General features: G+C 47.1%; 22 protein-coding genes and 1 rRNA gene. 1 reads left to right on the forward strand and 22 read right to left on the reverse strand.

Going from position 1 to position 20,946, the window contains the following annotated elements:
- The 17 genes from AC6EJC_RS02095 to AC6EJC_RS02175 form a co-directional block, all read right to left on the reverse strand.
- Nucleotides 1-115, reverse strand: a 16S ribosomal RNA gene (locus AC6EJC_RS02095); the annotation flags it as partial.
- A gap of 845 nt (nucleotides 116-960) precedes the next feature.
- Nucleotides 961-1,485, reverse strand: a complete 525-nt coding sequence (locus AC6EJC_RS02100) for a cell wall elongation regulator TseB-like domain-containing protein (protein ID WP_444952519.1) — start codon at nucleotides 1,483-1,485, stop codon at nucleotides 961-963.
- A 37-nt stretch (nucleotides 1,486-1,522) separates the two neighbouring features.
- Nucleotides 1,523-2,824: an amidohydrolase gene (locus tag AC6EJC_RS02105; protein ID WP_444952520.1), complete on the reverse strand. Its 1,302-nt coding sequence runs from the start codon at nucleotides 2,822-2,824 to the stop codon at nucleotides 1,523-1,525.
- Nucleotides 2,811-3,464: a redox-sensing transcriptional repressor Rex gene (locus AC6EJC_RS02110; RefSeq protein WP_444952521.1), complete on the reverse strand. Its 654-nt coding sequence runs from the start codon at nucleotides 3,462-3,464 to the stop codon at nucleotides 2,811-2,813. The genes AC6EJC_RS02105 and AC6EJC_RS02110 overlap by 14 nt, the downstream gene beginning before the upstream one ends.
- A 45-nt stretch (nucleotides 3,465-3,509) precedes the next feature.
- Complete coding sequence (gene dinG, locus AC6EJC_RS02115; protein WP_444952522.1) at nucleotides 3,510-6,377, reverse strand: ATP-dependent DNA helicase DinG; 2,868 nt, start codon at nucleotides 6,375-6,377, stop codon at nucleotides 3,510-3,512.
- Between the two features lie 156 nt (nucleotides 6,378-6,533).
- Nucleotides 6,534-7,181 carry a tetratricopeptide repeat protein gene (locus AC6EJC_RS02120; protein WP_444952523.1) on the reverse strand — a complete coding sequence of 216 codons (648 nt, stop codon included), beginning with the start codon at nucleotides 7,179-7,181 and terminating at the stop codon, nucleotides 6,534-6,536.
- An 82-nt stretch (nucleotides 7,182-7,263) separates the two neighbouring features.
- Complete coding sequence (gene panD / locus AC6EJC_RS02125) at nucleotides 7,264-7,647, reverse strand: aspartate 1-decarboxylase (RefSeq protein WP_444952524.1); 384 nt, start codon at nucleotides 7,645-7,647, stop codon at nucleotides 7,264-7,266.
- A complete protein-coding gene (panC, locus tag AC6EJC_RS02130; RefSeq protein ID WP_444952525.1) occupies nucleotides 7,640-8,578 on the reverse strand; it encodes a pantoate--beta-alanine ligase in 939 nt (312 codons plus the stop codon). Before panC ends, panD begins: the two co-directional genes overlap by 8 nt.
- Nucleotides 8,575-9,474 (reverse strand): 3-methyl-2-oxobutanoate hydroxymethyltransferase, encoded by a 900-nt coding sequence (gene panB, locus AC6EJC_RS02135; RefSeq protein WP_444952526.1) that lies wholly within the window; start codon nucleotides 9,472-9,474, stop codon nucleotides 8,575-8,577. The genes panC and panB overlap by 4 nt, the downstream gene beginning before the upstream one ends.
- A gap of 347 nt (nucleotides 9,475-9,821) precedes the next feature.
- A complete protein-coding gene (locus AC6EJC_RS02140; protein ID WP_444952527.1) occupies nucleotides 9,822-10,796 on the reverse strand; it encodes a biotin--[acetyl-CoA-carboxylase] ligase in 975 nt (324 codons plus the stop codon).
- A complete protein-coding gene (locus AC6EJC_RS02145) occupies nucleotides 10,789-12,111 on the reverse strand; it encodes a CCA tRNA nucleotidyltransferase (protein WP_444952528.1) in 1,323 nt (440 codons plus the stop codon). The genes AC6EJC_RS02140 and AC6EJC_RS02145 overlap by 8 nt, the downstream gene beginning before the upstream one ends.
- Before the next feature lie 55 nt (nucleotides 12,112-12,166).
- On the reverse strand, nucleotides 12,167-13,330 hold the full coding sequence (gene bshA / locus AC6EJC_RS02150) for an N-acetyl-alpha-D-glucosaminyl L-malate synthase BshA (RefSeq protein ID WP_444952529.1): 1,164 nt from the start codon (nucleotides 13,328-13,330) through the stop codon (nucleotides 12,167-12,169).
- Between the two features lie 90 nt (nucleotides 13,331-13,420).
- Nucleotides 13,421-14,113: a bacillithiol biosynthesis deacetylase BshB1 gene (gene bshB1 / locus AC6EJC_RS02155; protein WP_444952530.1), complete on the reverse strand. Its 693-nt coding sequence runs from the start codon at nucleotides 14,111-14,113 to the stop codon at nucleotides 13,421-13,423.
- Complete coding sequence (mgsA, locus tag AC6EJC_RS02160) at nucleotides 14,110-14,547, reverse strand: methylglyoxal synthase (protein WP_444952531.1); 438 nt, start codon at nucleotides 14,545-14,547, stop codon at nucleotides 14,110-14,112. The genes bshB1 and mgsA overlap by 4 nt, the downstream gene beginning before the upstream one ends.
- A 57-nt stretch (nucleotides 14,548-14,604) precedes the next feature.
- Nucleotides 14,605-15,408 (reverse strand): 4-hydroxy-tetrahydrodipicolinate reductase, encoded by an 804-nt coding sequence (dapB, locus tag AC6EJC_RS02165; RefSeq protein WP_025723092.1) that lies wholly within the window; start codon nucleotides 15,406-15,408, stop codon nucleotides 14,605-14,607.
- Nucleotides 15,409-15,439: 31 nt separating this feature from the next.
- Nucleotides 15,440-15,958, reverse strand: coding sequence for a tetratricopeptide repeat protein (locus AC6EJC_RS02170; RefSeq protein WP_444952532.1), 519 nt, complete (start codon nucleotides 15,956-15,958; stop codon nucleotides 15,440-15,442).
- 50 nt (nucleotides 15,959-16,008) lie between these two features.
- Nucleotides 16,009-16,338 (reverse strand): nucleotide pyrophosphohydrolase, encoded by a 330-nt coding sequence (locus AC6EJC_RS02175; protein WP_007430805.1) that lies wholly within the window; start codon nucleotides 16,336-16,338, stop codon nucleotides 16,009-16,011.
- A gap of 214 nt (nucleotides 16,339-16,552) precedes the next feature.
- Here AC6EJC_RS02175 and AC6EJC_RS02180 point away from each other — a divergent pair, with 214 nt between their 5' ends.
- Nucleotides 16,553-17,422, forward strand: a complete 870-nt coding sequence (locus AC6EJC_RS02180) for a YitT family protein (RefSeq protein WP_444952533.1) — start codon at nucleotides 16,553-16,555, stop codon at nucleotides 17,420-17,422.
- Between the two features lie 77 nt (nucleotides 17,423-17,499).
- Here AC6EJC_RS02180 and AC6EJC_RS02185 read toward each other — a convergent pair whose 3' ends face one another.
- The 5 genes from AC6EJC_RS02185 to AC6EJC_RS02205 all read right to left on the reverse strand — a co-directional run bounded on the left by AC6EJC_RS02185 (nucleotide 17,500) and on the right by AC6EJC_RS02205 (nucleotide 20,900).
- Entirely contained in the window at nucleotides 17,500-18,345 is an 846-nt protein-coding gene (locus AC6EJC_RS02185) for a sporulation protein YpjB (protein WP_444952534.1), read from the reverse strand.
- 80 nt (nucleotides 18,346-18,425) lie between these two features.
- Complete coding sequence (locus tag AC6EJC_RS02190; protein ID WP_444952535.1) at nucleotides 18,426-19,322, reverse strand: GNAT family N-acetyltransferase; 897 nt, start codon at nucleotides 19,320-19,322, stop codon at nucleotides 18,426-18,428.
- Between the two features lie 47 nt (nucleotides 19,323-19,369).
- A complete protein-coding gene (locus AC6EJC_RS02195; RefSeq protein ID WP_444952536.1) occupies nucleotides 19,370-20,017 on the reverse strand; it encodes a DUF1405 domain-containing protein in 648 nt (215 codons plus the stop codon).
- 174 nt (nucleotides 20,018-20,191) lie between these two features.
- The gene (locus AC6EJC_RS02200; RefSeq protein WP_013371655.1) at nucleotides 20,192-20,371 is read right to left on the reverse strand and encodes an IDEAL domain-containing protein; all 180 of its coding nucleotides are present in this window, start codon (nucleotides 20,369-20,371) and stop codon (nucleotides 20,192-20,194) included.
- A gap of 22 nt (nucleotides 20,372-20,393) precedes the next feature.
- Entirely contained in the window at nucleotides 20,394-20,900 is a 507-nt protein-coding gene (locus tag AC6EJC_RS02205) for a gamma carbonic anhydrase family protein (RefSeq protein WP_444952537.1), read from the reverse strand.
- Between the last annotated feature and the right edge of the window lie 46 nt (nucleotides 20,901-20,946).

Raw genomic sequence — 20,946 nt, forward strand, 5'->3', positions numbered from 1 at the left:
CACCCGTCCGCCGCTAGGTTATGTAGAAGCAAGCTTCTACATAACCCCGCTCGACTTGCATGTATTAGGCACGCCGCCAGCGTTCGTCCTGAGCCAGGATCAAACTCTCCATTAAAGACGTTACAAAGTAACGTCAACCTGTTTCATCTTCATCCGCTCCATTAAGAAGAACCAAAGATGAAACAATATAGAAAGAGCGATAAGCTCATTTTGAAACTGACGAGATAAAAAATATCTCTTGTTTGCTTCCATTTTATACAGCCTGACGGCTTGTACTAGAATTTCAGCAGTTGATTTTGCAAGCAAAATCATTACTCACTCGTTGTTCAGTTTTCAAAGATCAATTTTTCATTCGGCTTCTTTTAAGCCAGAATAATAATATAACATTTTCATCTAATCGAATCAACCTGTAAATAATTCCAGCTGAGTCACCCGAGCCTTATTATTCAATAATGATTTTCGGACCGGAGCAATAATATATCATTTTAAACCGATCAAATCAACATTTAAATAATTCCAGGTTGTTCAAACTCATAAAAAATCTCTGATTTTTGTTTGACCGTTTGTAGTCAGCCTTTATCGGCTGGACTATTAATTTAACACGTATGCCGAATAAATTATAAATGCAATTTGTTCCTTTTGATAAACTGAAAAGACTCTAGGCCAGAAAAGCTATGGATCGAACCCAAGGTGCGCAAAGGTTGAATGCTAGCTTTCAGCCAAGCTTCGCGAGCGGTAGTAAAAAAAGCCGTAAATACGAATTTTATCGTGTTTACGGCTTTTTGTTTTGCTATTTACTTTTTATGTGTAAACAATCATACGGATTATAGTTCCTATACGGCATAAAGCCCTACGCTTTGTAATAAAGAGGCTTATTACCTTATTTAAAGGAACGTCATACCGCCGTCGATCAGTGGGAATTGGACTGTCATATAATTGGAATCTGGACCTGCCATCACCTCAGTTATTGGGCAAAGTATACTTTACACCCGTCGCTCCCCCATCTGAGAAACGGTAAAAGGTATAGTAATGATGACTTCCATCATCGTAAAACAGCTGCCATACATATTCGCCATTGAACACACTCGGCTGGAGACTTACAATTTCTACACCCGGAAGCTGCTGCTGAATTATCGCCGTCATTTTTTGCTCGTCGACTCCGTTTTTCAGCAGCTCGGTATGAACACCGCTATTATCTGCGGCAGGTACATTAGGTTGTCCCTCCACTTTTTGAAAAGGAACCCATACCATTATATTTTCATTCTGTGCGTTTTTCCCTTGAACCACCCAATATACCTGATCCCACACTGACTTCCATGTCTCAGTCGTGCTGACCAGACCACCCGATTGCTTAGCCTTAATGATAGCGGCATTTTTCTCAGCCACCTGGTCTTGAGTAACATAGGAATAATACCAGAAGATGCTGACCAGGATCAGTATCACGGCCAAAATGGCGACCGCTATCCATTTTTTCTTATTTTTCAAACCTGTGCTTCCTCTCTAAGGGGATGTGACACCTGAATTAGCGCGACAGCAGCCCTTCAAAGGCGGCTTGTGCCTCATGTTTGATGCGTTCCTCGTCCATAGTCAGGCACTCACCGTTTTTCACAACCTGACGACCGTCTACCCACACATGAGCCACATCTTTGGCGCTTGCAGAGTATACGGCATGGGAAATAAGATCTGTACGCGGCAAGAAATGTGCCTGATTCAGATCCAGCGCGATAAAATCAGCCTTGTTGCCTGCTGCCAGCGCTCCTACCTCTTTTAAACCAATCGACTTTGCGCCGTACTCCGTTGCCAGACGCAGCGCCTCATTCGCAGGAACTGCCGTAGGGTCACCGGATACTCCTTTGTGAATGAGTGCCGCCAGACGCATTTCCTCAAACATATCCAGATTATTATTGCTGGCAGGACCATCTGTTCCGAGAGAAACGGTAACACCTGCACGCAGCAATTCAGGCACTCTTGCCACACCACTTGCCAGCTTTAAGTTGCTTCCTGGATTATGCGAAACCGCTACACCACGTTCAGCCAGTAAAGCTATTTCTTCGTCGTTCAAATGAACGCCATGGGCAACAAGCGAAGGACGGGAGAAAAAGCCAAGCTGATCCAAGTGTGCAACCGGACGCAAACCGTAGTCGCGTACGTTTTGCTCAACTTCGGCAATCGTCTCAGACATGTGCGTATGCAACGGTAAATCCAGATCATGCGCAGCTTGTACGAATTTTTCAATAAACGCAGGCGGACATGTGTATGGCGCATGTGGAGACATCATCGTTGTAATACGGCCGTCTGCCTTACCATGCCAGTTACGCGCAAAAGTCACGGCCTCAGCCAGCTTGATCCGCTGTTCTTCCTCCGAACATAATCCAATTGCTCCACGCATCAGACTTGCACGAATACCTGACTCTTCAGCTACACGAGCCACCTCATCCATATGATCGTACATGTCCAGGAAGGTCGTTGTGCCACCTTTCAGCATCTCCAGCACAGACAAGGATGTACCCCAGTACACATCCGTAGATGTAAACTTGGCTTCCATAGGCCACATTTTTTCCTGAAGCCATATTTGAAGAGCTAGATCGTCCCCATACCCACGTAGCAGAGACATCGCCGCATGACCATGTGTATTAATCAGGCCAGGTAAAAACAGCAGTCCCTTACCGTCAATCGCTTCCGTCTCTTCCTCACCCGCAGGCAAAGTCTCACCAATGTAAGTAATACGGCTATCCTCCACAATCATATAACCATGGATTACCCCAGCTTCCGGTCTATTTACGGCAAAAGAGCCGTTTTTAATTATCCATTTATTCACTGTCATATTGTGTTTCTTCCTTTCCGTCCTCTAAATAATAAGCGAGGCTTAGCAAATCCGTTGTAAAATCTGTGGCATGTATCCGAATATTGGCCGGTGCCTTAAGAGTAGTGGGTGCAAAGTTCAGGATTGCTCCAATTCCACTCTCAATAAGCCTGTCAGCCACGTGCTGTGCTTCAAAATCAGGTACGGTAATAATCCCGATTCGAATGTTTTTTTCCTTAACAGTTGCTTCCAATTCATCCATTGGTTGAACGACCAACGTATTGATCTTGGTTCCAACTTTATCCGGAAACGAATCAAATACCGCTACAATCTTCATATTGTCTTTTAAATAAGCGTTATAATTCGAAAGGGCTTGCCCCAGATTACCCGCTCCGACCAATACCACATTAATTTGCTGGTCGATTTTCAGGATATGGCGTATTTTCTCAATAAGATAAGTAACATCATAGCCGATACCCTTCCGACCAAAATCTCCAAAATAGGCGAGATCTTTCCGGATTTGGGCCGGATTCAAATCTAACCTCTGTCCCAACTCTTGAGAAGAGACCGTAGCCACCTCCCGTTTGTGCAGTGCATTCAGATAACGTAAATATACGGGTAACCTCCGTACGACAGCTTCTGAAATTTTATCTGATTTCATACTTGCTCCCCCTAATTGTAACGGACATGCTTAGGTGTCCGTCCGTTATGCCTCTGTCTCCGGGGCGGATTGGAGCCATTCAGCGATGCGGGGCACCATTTGCTCCGATGGCATATGCTCCATTTTTGGTCCCGGTAACGAGTACAAAAAGTGCTTTCCGTAATAGGATTCGATCACGCGCGTATCGTAAACGATGACGACCCCGTGGTCGCTCGCTGTACGTACCAACCGCCCAAATCCCTGTTTGAAGCGAATGACCGCTTGTGGTACAGACAGCTTCATAAATGGATTCTTTTTCTGCTGCTGGAGCAACTCGCTTTTTGCCTCCAGCAACGGGTGATTCGGCGGTTGAAACGGCAAGCGGACGATGGCCAGACAAGTCAGAGCCTTCCCCGGAATATCGACGCCTTCCCAGAAACTGCTGGTTCCCAGCAATACAGAAGCCTTGGCTTCCTGAAAACGGCGGGTTAGCTTACTGCGACTCCCACTGTCCACACCTTGTCCCAACACGGTAATATCGCTGGATGCTAACGCCTCTTTGAGCGGCTCATACACTTGCCGGAGCATCCGATAGGAAGTAAACAGAACGAGCATTCTCCCCCGCGTCGCCTGAGCAGTCGCTCCTAGAGAGTTAACGAGCATATCTACAAAATGTGCATCTCCTACACTGCCCTTTACACTCGGGAAATCCCGTGGAATGACCAGCAACACCTGATCCCTGTAATTAAAGGGTGACGGGAGCTGCGAAGTCATCAGCCGCCCTTGATCTGCGGCCTCCTGCAAGCCGAGCTGATCAGTCATGTACTGAAATGATTTATCTACCGATAAAGTAGCAGACGTCAAAATAATGCTTCTTTTTTTGTCAAAAAACATTTCTTTCAACTGGCGGCTCACATCGACGGGCACCGCATAAAATTGCAATGATTTACTACGGAATTGCCCACTCGCTTCAAGCCAGTATACGGTTGTTTCATCATCGAGACGCATAAAGAAGCGCAAATTTTCCCTGATCCCCGCCAAATCCTTGAGCAGACCCGTAATATCTGTAATAAGGCTATCAGCCGCATAATCGTCATGCTCTTCCTTGACGTCCAGCATCAGCTTATCGCCCTTGCGCAAAATTTCGCTCATCGTTACATAAAGCTGATTTTCCAACGCCGCCGCCTGATCCCACTTCCCAGGCTTGGCCGACGGTTTGAGCCGGGAAGAAAACTGCCCTGTTTCACCCGGTGTCGCATCACTTCGCTCCGGTAACATGCCAAAAAGCTTGTCGCTTAGCAGGTCCCAAGTTTCCTTAACCTCCAACACGAGTGGATACAGCTGGTCAATGGTTGAGGCCCAATCCGTCGACTTCTCATGGCCCGATTTTGCCAACTGTTGACGAAGTGAAGGCAGTTGGCCGTTCTTGCTGTCTTTGAACAGTCGCGTCAGTGTATGCACGAGTGTGAAATATTTCATATGCATTCCCAAGTGCTTACCAGCTACTTCCTCCAGATGATGGGCTTCATCAATCACCAGATGTTCATAGCTGGGCAACAGCTGATGACTTGCTTTGACGTCCGTGAACAACTTGGAGTGATTCGTAATAACCACATCCGCTATTCCTGCTTCGTGACGTGCACGATGATAATAGCATTTGCGAAACCATGGGCAAGAACGACCAAGACAGGACTCGGAATCACTGGCCACCGTTTCCCAAAAATCCCCGCCACGGTTGCTCAGATTCAGTTCCTCATCATCACCGGTTTCCGTCAGCGTCAGCCAGACGATCATCTGAGCCGCTGTAACTAAATCTTCCTTTGGTGTCGCGAAGTCTCTTCTGTTTATTTTATGTTCAAACTTGCGCAGACACAAATAATGTCCCCGACCCTTAAAAATGGCAGCCCGAAACGGGAACGGAATCACCTTGGTCAGCATCGGAATATCGCGCTCGCGTAATTGCTCCTGCAGGTTGATTGTATGTGTACTTACCATGACTCGCTGTCCTTTTTTCACACTGTGATACAGCGATGGGAGCAAATAACCGAGGGACTTGCCTGTTCCTGTACCTGCCTCGATTAGCAGATGCTTGTCTTCACTCAGTGCCTGATTTACACCCTCAATCATTTGTATCTGCGCCTCGCGCTCCTCATATTGGCTCAAGGATGAACGCAAATTGTCCCGCACATCATCCATGTACTCCTCAAAGGAAACGCCTGATAGTGGATTCGGGTCATCTTCTCTACGCGGAGCAGCCAGATCCGTCCAATCTTCCACTTTCAGTGCAAGCTGACGAAAAAACTGATGTCCCTCCAAATCCTGAATAGGATCAAGCTCTTTCTCTTCACGCACCCCGTCAAGAAACCATCCAAGGTCACTGCCTTCCTCTGCGAACAAATCGCTGAGCCGCTGTATAGTTATCAGAGGCAACGCTTGAAGCTCACCCAGACACTTTAAAAACACCTCAGCCGTAGCCAACGCGTCGCTGTCTGCTTGATGAGGGCGGTCATGCGCCAGCCCGAACTCAGAAGAAACAAAACCCAGCTGATAAGATGATAGTGATGGAAACATAATTTTTAGAAAATCCATCGTATCCAAAATTCTTCCGCTAAACGGCAAGTAGCCGCACCGATCCAGAGCGTTTTGCAAAAAATTAAAATCAAACGCCACATTATGACCGACCAGCACGACATCGTCCAGCATAGGCACGAGCTCCATCATCATTTCTTCGAGTGCAGGAGCATCCTTGACGTCATCGTCTGTAATTCCGGTCAACCCGGTGATAAAAGGTGGAATAGATCTGCCAGGGTTCACATAAGAGCCGTAAACACGGGAAATGCTGTTATCATGATCTATAATTGCAAGTCCGACTTGAATGATGTCATCCGCGGACTGGGTGCCTGTCGTTTCAAAATCCAATACCGCAAATTTCATTCAACTTAATCCTTTCTTGTGACACATACAAAAATAATAACTCTGTATAATAGCATAGCAGAAGATCGCCTGTTTGGAAATTAAGACAGCCAAAAAAGACGATGCACACGCCGCCTAAGGAGGTGGGCATGCATCGTCTTACTCGGTGTCTGACAACTACATCCAGGTCATCATAGAGCTGTCGTATCGAAGCTTTTCGGCACCGGACAAACAGGCTTCCATATTGTGCAACGGCTCGGGCAACGCAGGATCGAACTGATGCGCGAGAGCAAAACATTTTTGCGCCTCCTCTACGTCGGCCTGCTTTGCCATCAGACAGCCTAGCGCATTATAGATAACAGCCTTTAGTCCTGGCCGCTCAGTCAGGTGCAGCACCTTCTGAAAATGGCATACAGCCTCCACTGGATCATCCAATTGAAAATATGCCATTCCCATATACATGCGACTCTGCCAGCTGTTTGGAAAATGCTGTAGCACCTGCTCAAATTGTTGGATTGCCTCAGGGTACATAAGTAATCGGTAATACCCTTGCCCCCGGCTAAAAGCCGGCAGCTCCTTTTCAGGCAGTTCCTTTTCAGAAAGCTCTGTGTCAGACATACCGGACTCTGTGGAAAAGCCGGCCGCACGCAGGCAAACCATTTTTTCCTCAAAGGCCAGCCACTCATCCATAATTCCGTCACTCATTCTCCGCAGCAGACTCCAGTGCTGTAGCAGCTCCTGCCTGCGGGAGCCCTGGGCTGATGGGTAATGCTTCACGATATCATCTAACATGCTGTTCATTTCTGCGAATACATGCTGGAACATGTGCATCCCGCCCTTACGAAAGATGGATTAATACACTCACATTTTTCGCTTAAAGGACGGGTTTCATCCGCACTCCCATTCATTACATGATCGTCGCGTGTACTTCCTTGTTCAACGTTTGGGCTGGTTTATTATGTTCATCAACAAATACCACAGTCGGTTTGTATGTTTTTGCCTCTTCATTCGACATAGAAGCGTAGGAAATAATAATGACCGTATCACCAGGCTGCACCAAACGCGCTGCTGCACCGTTGAGACAAATCACGCCGCTACCACGCGGTCCGGGGATAACATAGGTTTCCAGTCGAGCTCCATTGTTATTGTTTACAATTTGAACTTTTTCATTCTCCAGCAGATCCGATGTTTCCATAAGATCCTCATCTATGGTAATACTCCCCACATAATTAAGGTTGGCTTCCGTAACCGTTGCCCGGTGAATTTTGGATTTCATCATGGTTCTAAACATGGGAAAGCACCTCCGCTTTCTGTAATCTTATATTGTCAATCAGTCGAGTATTCCCAAATTTCACAGCCAGCGCTACAATGACGTCTTCCTGAACATCACATAGCCGCTGCTCGGGACGAAGGGGCTCCAGACCGGGAAAAGTTAATATTTCAATGTAGTCAATGTCCGCCAAGGGCGAGGAAGTAATGGTGGACTCCACCATTTGATGTAACTGACGGATCGTAAATGTGTTCTGTACAACATCTTCGCTCACTTCACGCACCTTGCGCAGTGACTGGGACAGCACCAACGCCTGCTCACGCTGTTCCGCGCTTAAATACACATTACGGGAGCTGAGGGCCAAACCATCGGCCTCTCTGACGATGGGGCAAGGTACGATGGTCACATCCATATTGAGATCAGTCACCATCTGCTGGAGCACAGCAACCTGCTGCGCGTCCTTCATTCCAAAGAAGGCCAAATCAGGACCTACCATGTTAAAAAGCTTGGCTACCACCGTAGTTACACCATCAAAATGTCCTGGACGGGAAGCGCCGCATAAGCGGTCCGTCAAAGCGGATACGCGAATTTTGGTTTGGGTTGGCTGCGGATACATTTCTGCTACAGTTGGCAAAAATACAATATCCACGCCCTCGCGCCGCGCTACCTCCAAATCACGAGCTTCATCGCGGGGATAGCTGTCCAGATCTTCGTTGGGTCCAAATTGAATCGGATTTACGAAAATGCTAAGCACCACCGTATCTGCCATTTCACGCGCCTTGTGCATCAAGCTCGCATGTCCTTCATGCAGGTATCCCATTGTTGGTACAAAGCCGACTTTATGTTGCTGTAAAGAGGCAGAACCGTGTACCGTTTTTGCTCCGTTTGTCCCAAGCTGCCGACGTTCAGCAATAACCTTTCGCAGCTGGGCCACTTCTCTTACGATGATCATGACTGAGATTCCACCTTTTCCTTAGCTTGTTCCTGTGCCTGTCCTTTTGCTTTACCGTACAGGGATTCCACAACGCGGTCGTCCGCGCTGAACACATGCTCTGCGGCCGGAAATGCCCGCCCCTTCACATCGCTCACATACTGCTCAATGCTGCTGCGGATCAAGCCGCCTACATCGGCATAGGTTTTAACAAAGCGTTTGCTGTAATAAGGCGATGCGTATTGAATCAGATCGTGATAAACAAGCACCTGACCGTCACATCCACGTCCAGCACCGATGCCAATGGTCGGAATGGAAAGTTCTTTAGAAATCGCAGTTGCCACTTCCTCAGTCACCAGTTCCAATACAACGCCAAAGGCACCCGCCTGCTCCAGCGCCTTGGCATCCGCCATCAACCGGCGTGCGTCCACTTCGTCCTTGCCTTGAATGCGATATCCGCCAATCTGATTAACCGACTGCGGAGTAAGCCCGATATGTCCCAGTACAGGTACACCTGCCTGAACAGTTGCTTTTACGACGTCGGCAATTTCCGCTCCGCCCTCCAATTTAACAGCATGCGCATGTCCTTCCTGCATCAGACGGCGGATGCCCTGAAGACTTTCCGATACGCTGCCGTGATATGTCATGAAAGGCATGTCCGCTACGATAAATGTATGCTCCGCGCCTCTTGCGACTGCCCGGGAATGATACACCATATCATCCAAGGTTACAGGGATGGTTGAATCGTAACCGAGAACTACGTTACCCAGCGAGTCACCCACGAGAATCATGTCAATTCCCGCCTCCTCGGCTATTTTAGCCGATGGATAATCATAGGCTGTCAGCATACTGAGCGGAATACCCTCCTGCTTCATTTTTTTCATTTTCACAACATTCAGTGCTTGTTTTCCTGCCATTGCGAATGGCTCCCTTCCATCTTTTTTTGGCACAAAAAATAACCTTTTTATGAACGCCTGTACATCTGCGTCATCAAAAGGTCCGAACAGCCAAAAAAGACACTCATTTTGAGATCGTCCCTTCTGTCTCGGTCCTGTTCGGCTCAGAGCAGAATCCAACGTAACCTTCAAATGAAGTTATGATGGTCTTACAAACTTGCTAAAGTAGAGCATGTGCCCCTGGAGTGCAGCTCGGACCGTCCGATGCCGCCTCCTGCACAGTATAACAAAAAACACCAGCTTTTTCACGTGAAGTTTTGCACAGGGAACAGAACGATTGCGTTCGTATTTCATAGCTAGGGTCGATTCTACAATTGTATATCCCCTGAAATGATCTGAATTTGCTCTCCCTGATCCGTTTCTACCACTAATGCCCCAGAAGGGTCCAACCCAACGGCTGTACCTTCCACCGCTATCCCTTGTCCAGTATGTGCCCGTACACTGCGGTTCATAGTCACGGACAACGCCTCCCACAGCATGGCTATAGGCTGGAACCCCTGCTCCGCATACAGCTTACTTAGCTGTTCCATCTCTTCCAGCACTGCGGCAATCAGTGCAGTACGGTCAATTTCACGCCCTGCTTCTATTTTCAAGGACGTTCCCACCTGAGATAACTCTTCTGGGTAATCTTCTACATTCAAATTTACATCAATGCCAATACCTGCAATACAGTAGCGAACCCGTTGATCCTCTGTTGCAGATTCCAGCAGAATACCGGATACTTTGCGACCATGAATAAGCAGATCGTTTGGCCATTTGATGCCAGCCTCCACACCCGTCAGCCGACGAATAGCCCTACACACCGCCACACCTGTAAGCAACGTTAGCTGGGGGGTAAAGGCCAAGGGCTGGGTGGGGCGCAACACAATGCTCATCCAGACACCTTTGCCACGAGGTGAATACCACTTCCGCCCCAAACGCCCTCGACCTGCCGTTTGTTCCTCCGCAAGCACTACTGCCCCCTCTGGCGCACCCTCTTCTGCCAAACGCATGGCATCTTGCTGAGTGGAGACCGTCGAATCCAGTACAACGATACGCTGGCCAAACGATTGAGTATTTAACATATAAGCCAATTTGGAGACTTCCAGCCGATCCGGTCGGGATATCAACCGATAGCCCCGACGAGAGGAGGCATCAATACTGTAGCCCAACTCCCGCAGTTTGTTGATCTGCTTCCATACCGCTGTGCGGCTAACTGAGAGGCGTCGGCTGATTTCCTCCCCAGACACGTAATCGGATGAACCTTCCTCCAGTATGCCTAACAATCTTTCATGATTATTCATTACTTACCACCCGTTTCGCTTCCTGAAGCAATGTTTCTGTTTCATTAGGGATATCTCCGCAGGCGACAGCTTGTAAAAGCCGTTCCATCATCTGTCCCAGCCAAGGTCCGCCTGGTCGATTCATCGCCTGAACCAGTTCATTTCCTGTAATATTTAAATCTTTGATACGAACGACTACAGCCTGCTTTGTCCACGTGCTTGCCAGTTCGGCTATTTTCGCCACACGCTTTTCTACCCATGGCGGTAAACCGCGGAACGAAGCAGGCAGTGTCTTGTAAAGCTCAAGCCAGTCTGAAGCTGTATCCTTTCCTAGCTTAATTAACAGTCGAATCCAGCTACGACGCAGCGCCTCATCGTTGATACTGTCAGACTCCCCCGGAACGGAGTCGCCAGCTATGACAGCAGCGCTGTGGATTAACTCGGTCTCCCATTCCAGCAAATGAACCAGCCGTAGACGTACAGCGTTGGAGAAGGTCCAAGCTCTTAATAGCTCGTCCGCTGCCTCTGAGCTAAGTCTACAAGACATTAGGAGCAGGCCCCACCGTAGTTCTTCTGGCAGTTGCACGATCCCCTTGAGCGCCTGAGCTTCACACTGTTCCCAGGGAACTGGAACCTTCGTACAGGCCAGCAATCCGCTACGGCCTAGCATCTCCAACCCACGCAATGGGTCTGGCCCCGCCAGCATCTTTTCCAGCTCGACCCGCACACGTTCCATGGCTATGTAACGAAGTCCCTTTCTGCGCCGAATCATACCTTTCCAGGTGTTGTAAGCAACACGGAACTGAAACACGGAGGCAAAACGGATACAACGAAGCATCCGCAACCCGTCCTCCTCAAAGCGTTCCTCGGCTCGGCCCACACAACGAACGAGAGCGGCTCGCAAATCGGCTTCTCCTCCAAATGGGTCCACCCGCTCCCCATGTTCAGCCATCGCAATCGCGTTCATGGTGAAATCCCGTCGCATCAGATCCTCACGAATATCCTTCACGAAGGCAACTTCCGTTGGACGGCGGTGATCAGCATAACCACTTTCCGTACGAAAAGTGGTCACCTCAAACGCATAACCGTCCTGCATGACCGTAACCGTCCCATGCTGAATCCCTGTCGGAATGACGTGAGGGAATAGCGCTATGACCTGTTCAGGCTCAGCCGAAGTGGTCAAATCCATATCATGAATAGCTCGTCCTAATAGCTCATCCCGCACACAGCCACCGACCCAATAAGCTTCGTGGCCTGCTGCTGTTAGTGTATGTATGACCTCTCTGCCATGAAGAGCCATCTTTTGATCAGCATATTGCCAATTATTTGTATTCACAGGGTTTCCCCCTTTGCAAGTATTCAATATAAAAAACGGACGCGAGTCCGCCCCCTTAAACGCTGATCGGTTTAAGATCCGGCACCTCGCGTCCCAACACACGGTAATATATCTCTTCATATTGACGAGTAATCAGCTCATCACAGAAAACGGTTCGGGCGCGTGTCAGACACGCTTCACGGAAACGTTCCGCCATCGCTTCATCGGATAACAGCTCTACTGCATATTCAGCCATCGCCTCGGTATTACCGATTTCAGCAAGATACCCCGTACTCCCATGCACAACGAGTTCAGGTATTCCCCCTGCCTGAGAACCGATTGTTGGCACTCCACAGGCCATTGCTTCCAGCGCAACCAGACCAAAACTTTCTTTTTCCGAGGGAAGCAGCAGCACATCCGCCATAGAAATCACTTCTGCTATCTGATCCTGTTTGCCCAAAAAGAAGACCTTATCCTGCAGACCTAAATTCTCGATTTTGCAACGAATTTTTGGAAGATCCGGTCCTTCCCCCACCAGCAGCAGCTTCGCAGGTACTTTCCGCTGCACTCTTTCAAATATATCCAGTACATCTCCCACCCTTTTGACAGGACGGAAATTGGAAATATGCATCATAATTTTTTCATGCGGTTGGGCAAAATCTCTCCTTAGCGCAGCGGCATCTCGTGGATAATATACCCGTTTATCTACAAAGTTGTAGGTCAAATCAATAGGCCGTGTAATTTCCAACGCATCTATCGTCTCCCGAATCAAATCCTTGGAAACCGCTGTTACAGCGTCACTTTTGTTAATAGCCAGCCGAATCAGGTCCTTCAACGATTCATCCTGTGCCAACACTGTAATGTCCGTACCATGCAAAGTGGTTACCACCTTTAAATGATCGCCCACCATTTCCTTCGCCAAATAAGCGCATACCGCATGCGGTACGGCATAATGAACATGAAGTACATCCAAATTCTTCATTTGAGCCACCTGGGCCATTTTTGTCGCAAGTGACAAGTCATAGGGCGGATATCTAAACACGTAATAATCGTTAACTTCAACCTCATGATAAAAAATATTCTTCTGAAACGCCCCGCCTAATCTGAACGGAATGCTATTGGCAATAAAATGGACCTCATGCCCTTTTTCTGCCAGCAACTTGCCCAGCTCAGTAGCCACTACGCCGGAGCCACCCAGCGACGGATAACAGGTAATTCCAATTTTCAGTTTGTCATTCAAGCTAGCTGCCTCCTTCCGTCCATCAGTGATAACTTTTACTTTTATTCCAATTTATTTCTGCATTCTGCAAAATGCTCAAGTATAGAATTCTTATGTGAATAGCTTAACCAGATAAGGCGTTTTGGACGCAAAGCCTTCCGCATACGAAATCAGTTTGCGCTGACCCAACAACGAGTCTCGAGCTTTTACACGTTCCACATATCCCTGATTTAATGGTGTGGATACCGTATCCTTCCCCGGTGCGGCCTGAAATTGCGAAGCATAACTCAACAACGACCGTTCCTTGGCTTCATAATGCTCGGTGATATCCACGATCAAGTCCGTTCTGCCAATATCATTAATAAAATAAAAATATAATTGCTCCACTTGTACTGCAGGACTTTTTGGCATAAAACGTCGCAACTTGGCGTTAAACACCGCTTCCTCCACCAGCTTGCTGCACATGACATGGTCTGGATGCCGATCCTCCCAATAAGGGGCAAATACGACTTTGGGTGCATGGCGCCGAATTTCTGCTGTAACTGCAGCTACATGCTCAGGAGTCACATATAATCCACGATCAGGCAGACCCAAATTCGTCCGCACGGCAAGCCCGAGCACTTTCGAAGCGTGTTCAGCTTCTGCCATACGAGTATCCACATCACCATTGGATGACATTTCAGCCCGCGTCAAATCGCACACGCCTACCTTTAAACCAGCGGCTGTATGCTTGGCAATCGTGCCTCCCATTCCTATTTCTGCATCGTCGGCATGGGCTCCGAAAATCAGGATGTCCAGCGTCATTTTAGATCACCCTGCTGGTCAATGCCCGGTTTATATTTATGTACCAGCTCACGCCAAGCAAAATCGCCACGGTCTAGCGCTTTGACCAGTATTTCAGCAGTTGCAACGTTGGTTGCTAAAGGAATCCCCTGCACGTCACACAGGCGTAACAAGGCGCTAATGTCCGGCTCATGCGGCTGTGCCATTAGCGGATCACGTAAGAATATAATCAAGTCCATATCATTTTGCGCAACCATAGCCCCGATTTGCTGATCTCCTCCAAGCGGCCCTGACATGAAACGGTGAATTTGAAGCTTTGTTTGATCCATAATGCGCAGACCTGTTGTGCCTGTTGAATACAATTGGTGATCTGTAAAAACATGCTCATATGCCGTTATAAAATTAACCATTTCATCCTTTTTGCGGTCATGCGCTATAAATGCAATCTTTAACATTCGAAATTCCTCCTGCCTCATTCTATAATTCCATTCGTCAATTCATTCGCATTATTCTTAATCAATGTAATGCTCAAAACCATATACAAGCCCTGGCTGCTCCATGACCTTCTGAATGCCGATTTTGACACCAGGCATATAGCCAGCCCGTTCGTAAGAGTCCTGACGAATTTTCAGAGATTGTCCAAACCCTCCGAATATAACCTCCTGCTGCGCGAACACACCAGGAAGACGGACACTGTGGATACGAAACCCTTGATAGTAACCGCCGCGTGATCCTTCTAACGTTTCTTCCTCTTCCGGGTTGCCCTGTCGTAGCTCCTGACGCTGCTCGGCGATCAGCTCTGCGGTCTTAATGGCTGTGCCCGATGGCGCGTCCAATTTTTGGTCACCATGATATTCGATGATTTCCAGATGTGGGAAGTATTTCGCTGCCTGAGCCGCAAAACGCATCATCAAAATGACTCCAATCGAAAAGTTAGGTGCGATCAGACCACCAATTTGTTGCTCACGACACTGCTTGTCCAGTTCATCAATCTGTTCAGGGGTAAACCCTGTCGTTCCGATAACCGGACGAACTCCATGCTTGATAGCAAGCGCTGTATGTGCGTACGCAAAACGCGGCCCCGTAAAATCGACCATGACATCCGCTCGACTCTCCAGCAAAGCCTGCTCCACATCCTCCACAATAGCGATGCCCGCTTCCGGTAGTCCGACCAGAAGGCCGGCATCACTGCCGGCGTGTGTTCTGTTCACTGCGGCCACAAGCTGTAGTTCCTCATCCTGAAGAACCAATTTGACAACCTCACGGCCCATACGCCCTGCTGCTCCTACGACAGCCACTTTTATTGGTTCTGACATATCCCTACAACTCCTTATGCATCAATTTGTGCTAGATCTGTTCATTCATCTGCTGGCATAACTTCTTCATGAGGTTGGCAAGTTGTACATTGTGAGGAAACAGCGCAGCCGCCTCACGAGCAGCCTGCACAGCCAGCTTATATTCATTCAATTCGTCATAAATCAATGCAAGCAGCAAAAAAGCGTCACCACATAACGGATCAAGGGCAATTGCCCGTTCCAGCAGCAAGATCGCATCTCGACGCAACTGTGGCGTAGCTCTGTCGACATCCAGCATTTTTCTGGCCTTCTCCGTATATTGTCTGGCTTCCTGCGCATGCAGATGAAGAACATATTCATCCTGCTGTGGAGCCAGACGAACCGCATGCTCTGCATATTCGAGGGCCTGCTCCAAACGTCCACTGCGAGCATAGGTAACCGAGCACCTGAAATAATGCTCCGCATGATCAGGTTGGGCTGAAATCGCTTTTTCAAACCATTCCACGGCCTGCTCAAAATCGTTCTGCAAAATGCACTGATAAGCTTTCTGAACGTATTCCTCCGCCTTCATGACACTGCACCTCCGGGTAACCGGTTTGGTACAGCATATGTACAAAGCGCCTAATCGGTGTCCTTTTTGGTCCAGCGATTCGCGTCACGCGTGTTAAATTTATGCATGACCTTATCATGAGCCTCGGTCAAATTTATACCTAGTGAGTTCGCAAAACAAACTGTGATGAACAAAATGTCCCCCAGCTCCAGCTCAATGGAATTGTCCGCCTCATCCGTTTTTTTCGGTTTCTCGCCAAAGGAGTGATTCACTTCCCTCGCCAGTTCCCCGACTTCCTCAGACATCCGGGCTAACATCGCCAAGGGGCTGAAATACCCTTCCTTAAATTGAGATATATACTGGTCTACCTCACGTTGAATTTCATCTAACGATTTTTCCATGAAACACGCAATCCCCCCATGTGCAGGTTTATTCATATGTTATCGTAAAGCCCATTTTAAAACAAATTTTTTTTAATTGTGAACTTACAACCCCAACTTGCAGTCATCATTCTTTTAAAGCTACCGTAAAAAGGTATACTAAACATAAGGATCTGCGATTTAGCAAAATCAGCATGAAGTCGTTCATCCTTAAACTGCTACTGCGAGGGATCACATGAAGATATCCAAGTCCATGGAACAGCTTAAAATGATTTTATCCATTGTGCTCGGCACCGCCATCTATGCATTCGGTCTGCTTTATTTTATTATACCCAGTAAACTGATGGAAGGCGGTATTACAGGTATCACCCTGCTGCTCAATTATGCTTTTTCAATTTCACCTTCTCTTTCCACTTTGCTTCTGAACATTCCTCTATTTTTAATTGGATGGAAAATGCTTGGCGGCAAGCAAATTCTATATACAGGGGTCGGTATCGGGTCGCTCACTTTTTTTCTGTGGTTGTTTGAAAAAATGATTCATCTCGGATGGATGGGGACCTTTCAGACTGAACACGATTTTATACTTTCTTCATTATATGCCGGGGTTACGATTGGGGCCGGGTTAGGTATTGTGTTCCGCTTTGGCGGTACCACGGGTGGCTCGGATATTATCGCGCGTATTTTAAACCGAAAGTTTGGCTGGAGTATGGGAAGGATTCTGCTGGTGATTGACATTGTCATTATCGGTGCTTCACTACTTTACATACCAAAAGAAAAAATTCTATATACACTTGTCGCTGTGTTCATCGCGTCCAAGATTATTGATTTTATACAAGAAGGGGCCTATTCCGCCAGAGCCTTTATGATTATCAGCGACCATACGATGGACATTGCGGATATTATTACTAGGGACATGGATCGCGGAGTTACAATTATTCCGGCTGTAGGTGCATTTTCCAAGCAGGCCAAGCATGTTGCCTATTGTGTCGTGTCCCGTCAGGAAATACGACGTTTGCACCAAATTGTTAAATCGGTTGATCCACGGGCGTTTATCATCATACAGGATGTACACGATGTACATGGAGAGGGGTTCAAAGAGGAATAGCCCGGAAATCCGGGCGATGGACTAACATATATGGATGGCTCAGCAGCCAAAGACGCGAATGTTCGAACTTTTCATCGTTACCTAGAGAAAGCAGCTCGATATTTACGGTAACCCACATAGGCCAGCGCCAGCAGAATAATCATGCCGATTGCCAATTCTGCCCGGCGCTCACTTTCACGCGGAATAAATGGCGCCAGTGCAGTGGCGTCTTTTTCACGTCCAAACAAGGCATTAAATGTTGGGTTTCCCTGCTCCAATGCCCCTCTAATCGCTGAGGCATCTGCATTTTGCTGATCCCCCAATCCTTTGACGTAGGAAATCCATGAATCAGCCCGTACGACCTCGCTTGTTCTGCCATGAATCAATGCTGCTGTACGGATCGTCTCATAGTGGTCCTCCAGCACTGCGGCTCCAGCTTTAAAACCCTTCATGTTACCTTTAGCAAACTGGCTGTTCAAGCCACTAACATCTTCTTTTAATATCTTATAATACTGCTGCCATAAGGGCTGGCGCGGATGTGCAAGCGCATCTGTCGCAAGTCGTAAATTTGCCGCAGCTTTCACCCACTCATCCGGTGATGCTTGCACGGACTGTGTAGCTTGCTGCACCTCAAGGATGCTGCCGGATAAAGCATGAATGGCCTCTACAGTTAGCGCTGCCTGTACCTGTCCGGTGCTGAACCATTGGCTCACCTCGGTTACATCCGCGCGCGCTTTTTCAATGTTCCCGTCCATCACGTCCCGGTACAGTATCGCGGCTGCATGATCCAGTTCCTCAATTTCCTTTGTATTCCCTACGGGTTTTGAATGGTCACGTGCTTCTGCCATACCTGGAGGGACACAGATGGACAGCAGCAGGACCATAAATAAAACAACACTCGAAACAATACGTATCATAACCTGAAACGCCTGACCCCTAATCATGGGACATCCCTCCTCACCTTACTGTATGGCAAGGTTACCGGGACTAGAACTTGCTTTAGGGAGAATCGTTTTAAGCCAGGTTATGCCCGGGACAAAATAGGAAACATCCGTTTATTTCCTTTACATATGTTTTGATCTTTAGTTTTATAAAATAGCGTGGTATCTTCCTGTTTCAATAGAGAAATTTCACAGCCTTCCTGTTCTTTTGGAGTAAAACCAAAAACAACCTTCTTCGTCTCTTTTTTCATTACTGCTGACAGTATCCTGTCCATAGGGATTTCGCCGGTTCCATAAATATCGTAACAGTTCATCGTATCCCCTTCAAAATCTGCAACCACAATTGTGTTGTATTGAGGTATATACAAAAATTTATTTTTAAAAAACGAGATGCCATAGAATAAGACCAACCACTCACTGCTTTCCGTAGCAAAAAGTGAATACGGATTTAAGTCAGCGCTTTTATTTTTCAGTAACTTTAAATCTGACTGCTCTTCCATGTTCAATTTTTCAACTTTAATGTCCAGCTTGTTTGTGGTTACGTCCCGATTCAATTGATACTCTTGGGCCGAAACAAACCCAAATTTAGGATAAAAATCCTTCACACTATCCTTCGCGAACAAATACATAGCATCACAGTTGCTATGCCAATCTTCTAGTACACGTTCTATTAAAAAACGACTCAAACCTTGATTCCTATAGTTAGCATCCGTCATTACAGTTCCGATTTGGATGTACTTTCTCATTTCACCCGACAAATAAAAATCCATCAGACTTACAGATACATTAGCCACAACAGCTTCCCCATTTAAAAGTACATAAGGTATATATTTTTCATTCCAAAATCCTAATTGATACCAAGCTTCAAAATCAAAACCAAAACTTTGTTCAGCTAATTGATTAAAGCTCCTTCTTATTTTATGATCATTACGAATTCCTTTTTTAAATATATATTCTTTTTGGTTTATAACAATGTTCATCTCTATTTCTCCACTTCTAGTCCCATTCTGCTGTTTCTTCATGGAATTCATAAGGAATGATCAGAAGATGCCATTCGATTGCGCACAAACATGGCAAGCCATGCCGCTATAATACTGACAAGGGTCAGCATATAGGTAAAAGCTCGCACTTGCGGTACATCATCCGTTAGCGTTTTTGGTAAATACGGGTATATACCAAATGTATAATCCATCGTATCATTTAACAGTGTCCAAAGAGCGGCTAAGCATAAAGCAGTCCATTTACAGGTGAAAAAACGCACGAACAGCAACGCTTCGACCGCCATTGCCGTGTGAGATGCCACCAGCATCCAATCCTGCCATATCATATGTCCACCCTGCGCAACTCCCCAAAAAATAATAGCTGAAGCCCAGATGCCGTACTTTACACTCGTGACGACAGCCAACGCCTCCATGATCTGACGAATGACCTTCAAGCTCTTGAGACGTGGAGGATAGAGCAAAAATGCTATAGAAATCGTAAAAAACAGACTGGCCGTCGGACTATCAGGCACAAATACAATCTGCCACATCGGGTGATAGTTTAGTGTATATTCCAACTGCCCCCCATACCATATGTACCCATACACCGTTCCAACCAGATTACACCAGAACAGCAGCCATAAAAAAGGCCGGCTCGTCAAGAACGACCGGCTCCACAAATAAGATAACGACACGTCCTTCATCCTCCGTTCATACGACAGATGCCTTGTACAGGCTCTATCCTACAAAGACTATATCATATCCAAGCGTATCAAAAAAACCTGACCGCGCTACGGTCAGGTTTGATGATTATAATCTCGAACTGACGATTTGTCTGAAATGTCCAACTTAAGCTTCCTAAAATCGTTCTAACTCATTGCTTTCAGCTCATCCGTAAGATGACGAAAAGCTACTTCATCTCCGGAGGCTAGCGCCTCATCAATATCCTTGTAGAGTTTTTCACTCCGGTGTTTACGTAATGCCTCGTCCAAAACCATTTCAGCAGACAGGCCCAACATTACTTCATAAGTAACCTTCATTTTATCCATAGGATGCACCTCCAACATGAGTTTAAGAGATCCTATATTCTTTTCCTTTTGTCACATAGCTGAGTGTCGTTCTTGACATCCGCTGCAAATCTGCATCTGTCAATTCTCGCACCACTTTGGCAGGTGTACCGAGAGAAAGAGTATAGGGTGGTATTTTGGTATTTTCCGTAACGACCGACCCTGCTCCTATTAAAGCATATTCACCAAGCTCCGCTCCGTTGAGTACAATGGCCCCCATACCGATTAAAGTGCCTTTGCCTACCGTACAGCCGTGGATAATTGCAGCATGTCCTACCGAAATGTCATCCGCCAGCAACAGGGGCTGATCCGTGTTCACATGTCCCACGACACCGTCCTGAATATTGCAGCGTTCACCGATGACGATAGGTGCCATATCCCCGCGCAGCACGGCATTAAACCATACAGAGGAATCTTGACCGATCGTTACTTTTCCGACAATTTTTGCTCCTTCTGCCACATAGACAGATGAATGGAGCTGTGGCATGTTTCCGTTATAGTGAACCAGCATCAACTTCACCCTCTCATTTTGGGTGAAATTCTATCAACATGTGTGC

It is taken from the genome of Paenibacillus sp. TY11 (assembly GCF_059772165.1).

What these genes read in the sequence shown, in the direction of transcription:
- AC6EJC_RS02105 (WP_444952520.1), bottom strand. Translation starts at nt 2,824, where the DNA reads ATGACAGTGAATAAATGGATAATTAAAAACGGCTCTTTTGCCGTAAAT.
- AC6EJC_RS02110 (WP_444952521.1), bottom strand. Translation starts at nt 3,464, where the DNA reads ATGAAATCAGATAAAATTTCAGAAGCTGTCGTACGGAGGTTACCCGTA.
- dinG (WP_444952522.1), bottom strand. Translation starts at nt 6,377, where the DNA reads ATGAAATTTGCGGTATTGGATTTTGAAACGACAGGCACCCAGTCCGCG.
- AC6EJC_RS02120 (WP_444952523.1), bottom strand. Translation starts at nt 7,181, where the DNA reads ATGTTCCAGCATGTATTCGCAGAAATGAACAGCATGTTAGATGATATC.
- panD (WP_444952524.1), bottom strand. Translation starts at nt 7,647, where the DNA reads ATGTTTAGAACCATGATGAAATCCAAAATTCACCGGGCAACGGTTACG.
- panC (WP_444952525.1), bottom strand. Translation starts at nt 8,578, where the DNA reads ATGATCATCGTAAGAGAAGTGGCCCAGCTGCGAAAGGTTATTGCTGAA.
- panB (WP_444952526.1), bottom strand. Translation starts at nt 9,474, where the DNA reads ATGGCAGGAAAACAAGCACTGAATGTTGTGAAAATGAAAAAAATGAAG.
- AC6EJC_RS02140 (WP_444952527.1), bottom strand. Translation starts at nt 10,796, where the DNA reads ATGAATAATCATGAAAGATTGTTAGGCATACTGGAGGAAGGTTCATCC.
- bshB1 (WP_444952530.1), bottom strand. Translation starts at nt 14,113, where the DNA reads ATGACGCTGGACATCCTGATTTTCGGAGCCCATGCCGACGATGCAGAA.
- mgsA (WP_444952531.1), bottom strand. Translation starts at nt 14,547, where the DNA reads ATGTTAAAGATTGCATTTATAGCGCATGACCGCAAAAAGGATGAAATG.
- dapB (WP_025723092.1), bottom strand. Translation starts at nt 15,408, where the DNA reads ATGTCAGAACCAATAAAAGTGGCTGTCGTAGGAGCAGCAGGGCGTATG.
- AC6EJC_RS02170 (WP_444952532.1), bottom strand. Translation starts at nt 15,958, where the DNA reads ATGAAGGCGGAGGAATACGTTCAGAAAGCTTATCAGTGCATTTTGCAG.
- AC6EJC_RS02175 (WP_007430805.1), bottom strand. Translation starts at nt 16,338, where the DNA reads ATGGAAAAATCGTTAGATGAAATTCAACGTGAGGTAGACCAGTATATA.
- AC6EJC_RS02180 (WP_444952533.1), top strand. Translation starts at nt 16,553, where the DNA reads ATGAAGATATCCAAGTCCATGGAACAGCTTAAAATGATTTTATCCATT.
- AC6EJC_RS02185 (WP_444952534.1), bottom strand. Translation starts at nt 18,345, where the DNA reads ATGATTAGGGGTCAGGCGTTTCAGGTTATGATACGTATTGTTTCGAGT.
- AC6EJC_RS02190 (WP_444952535.1), bottom strand. Translation starts at nt 19,322, where the DNA reads ATGAACATTGTTATAAACCAAAAAGAATATATATTTAAAAAAGGAATT.
- AC6EJC_RS02200 (WP_013371655.1), bottom strand. Translation starts at nt 20,371, where the DNA reads ATGGATAAAATGAAGGTTACTTATGAAGTAATGTTGGGCCTGTCTGCT.
- AC6EJC_RS02205 (WP_444952537.1), bottom strand. Translation starts at nt 20,900, where the DNA reads ATGCTGGTTCACTATAACGGAAACATGCCACAGCTCCATTCATCTGTC.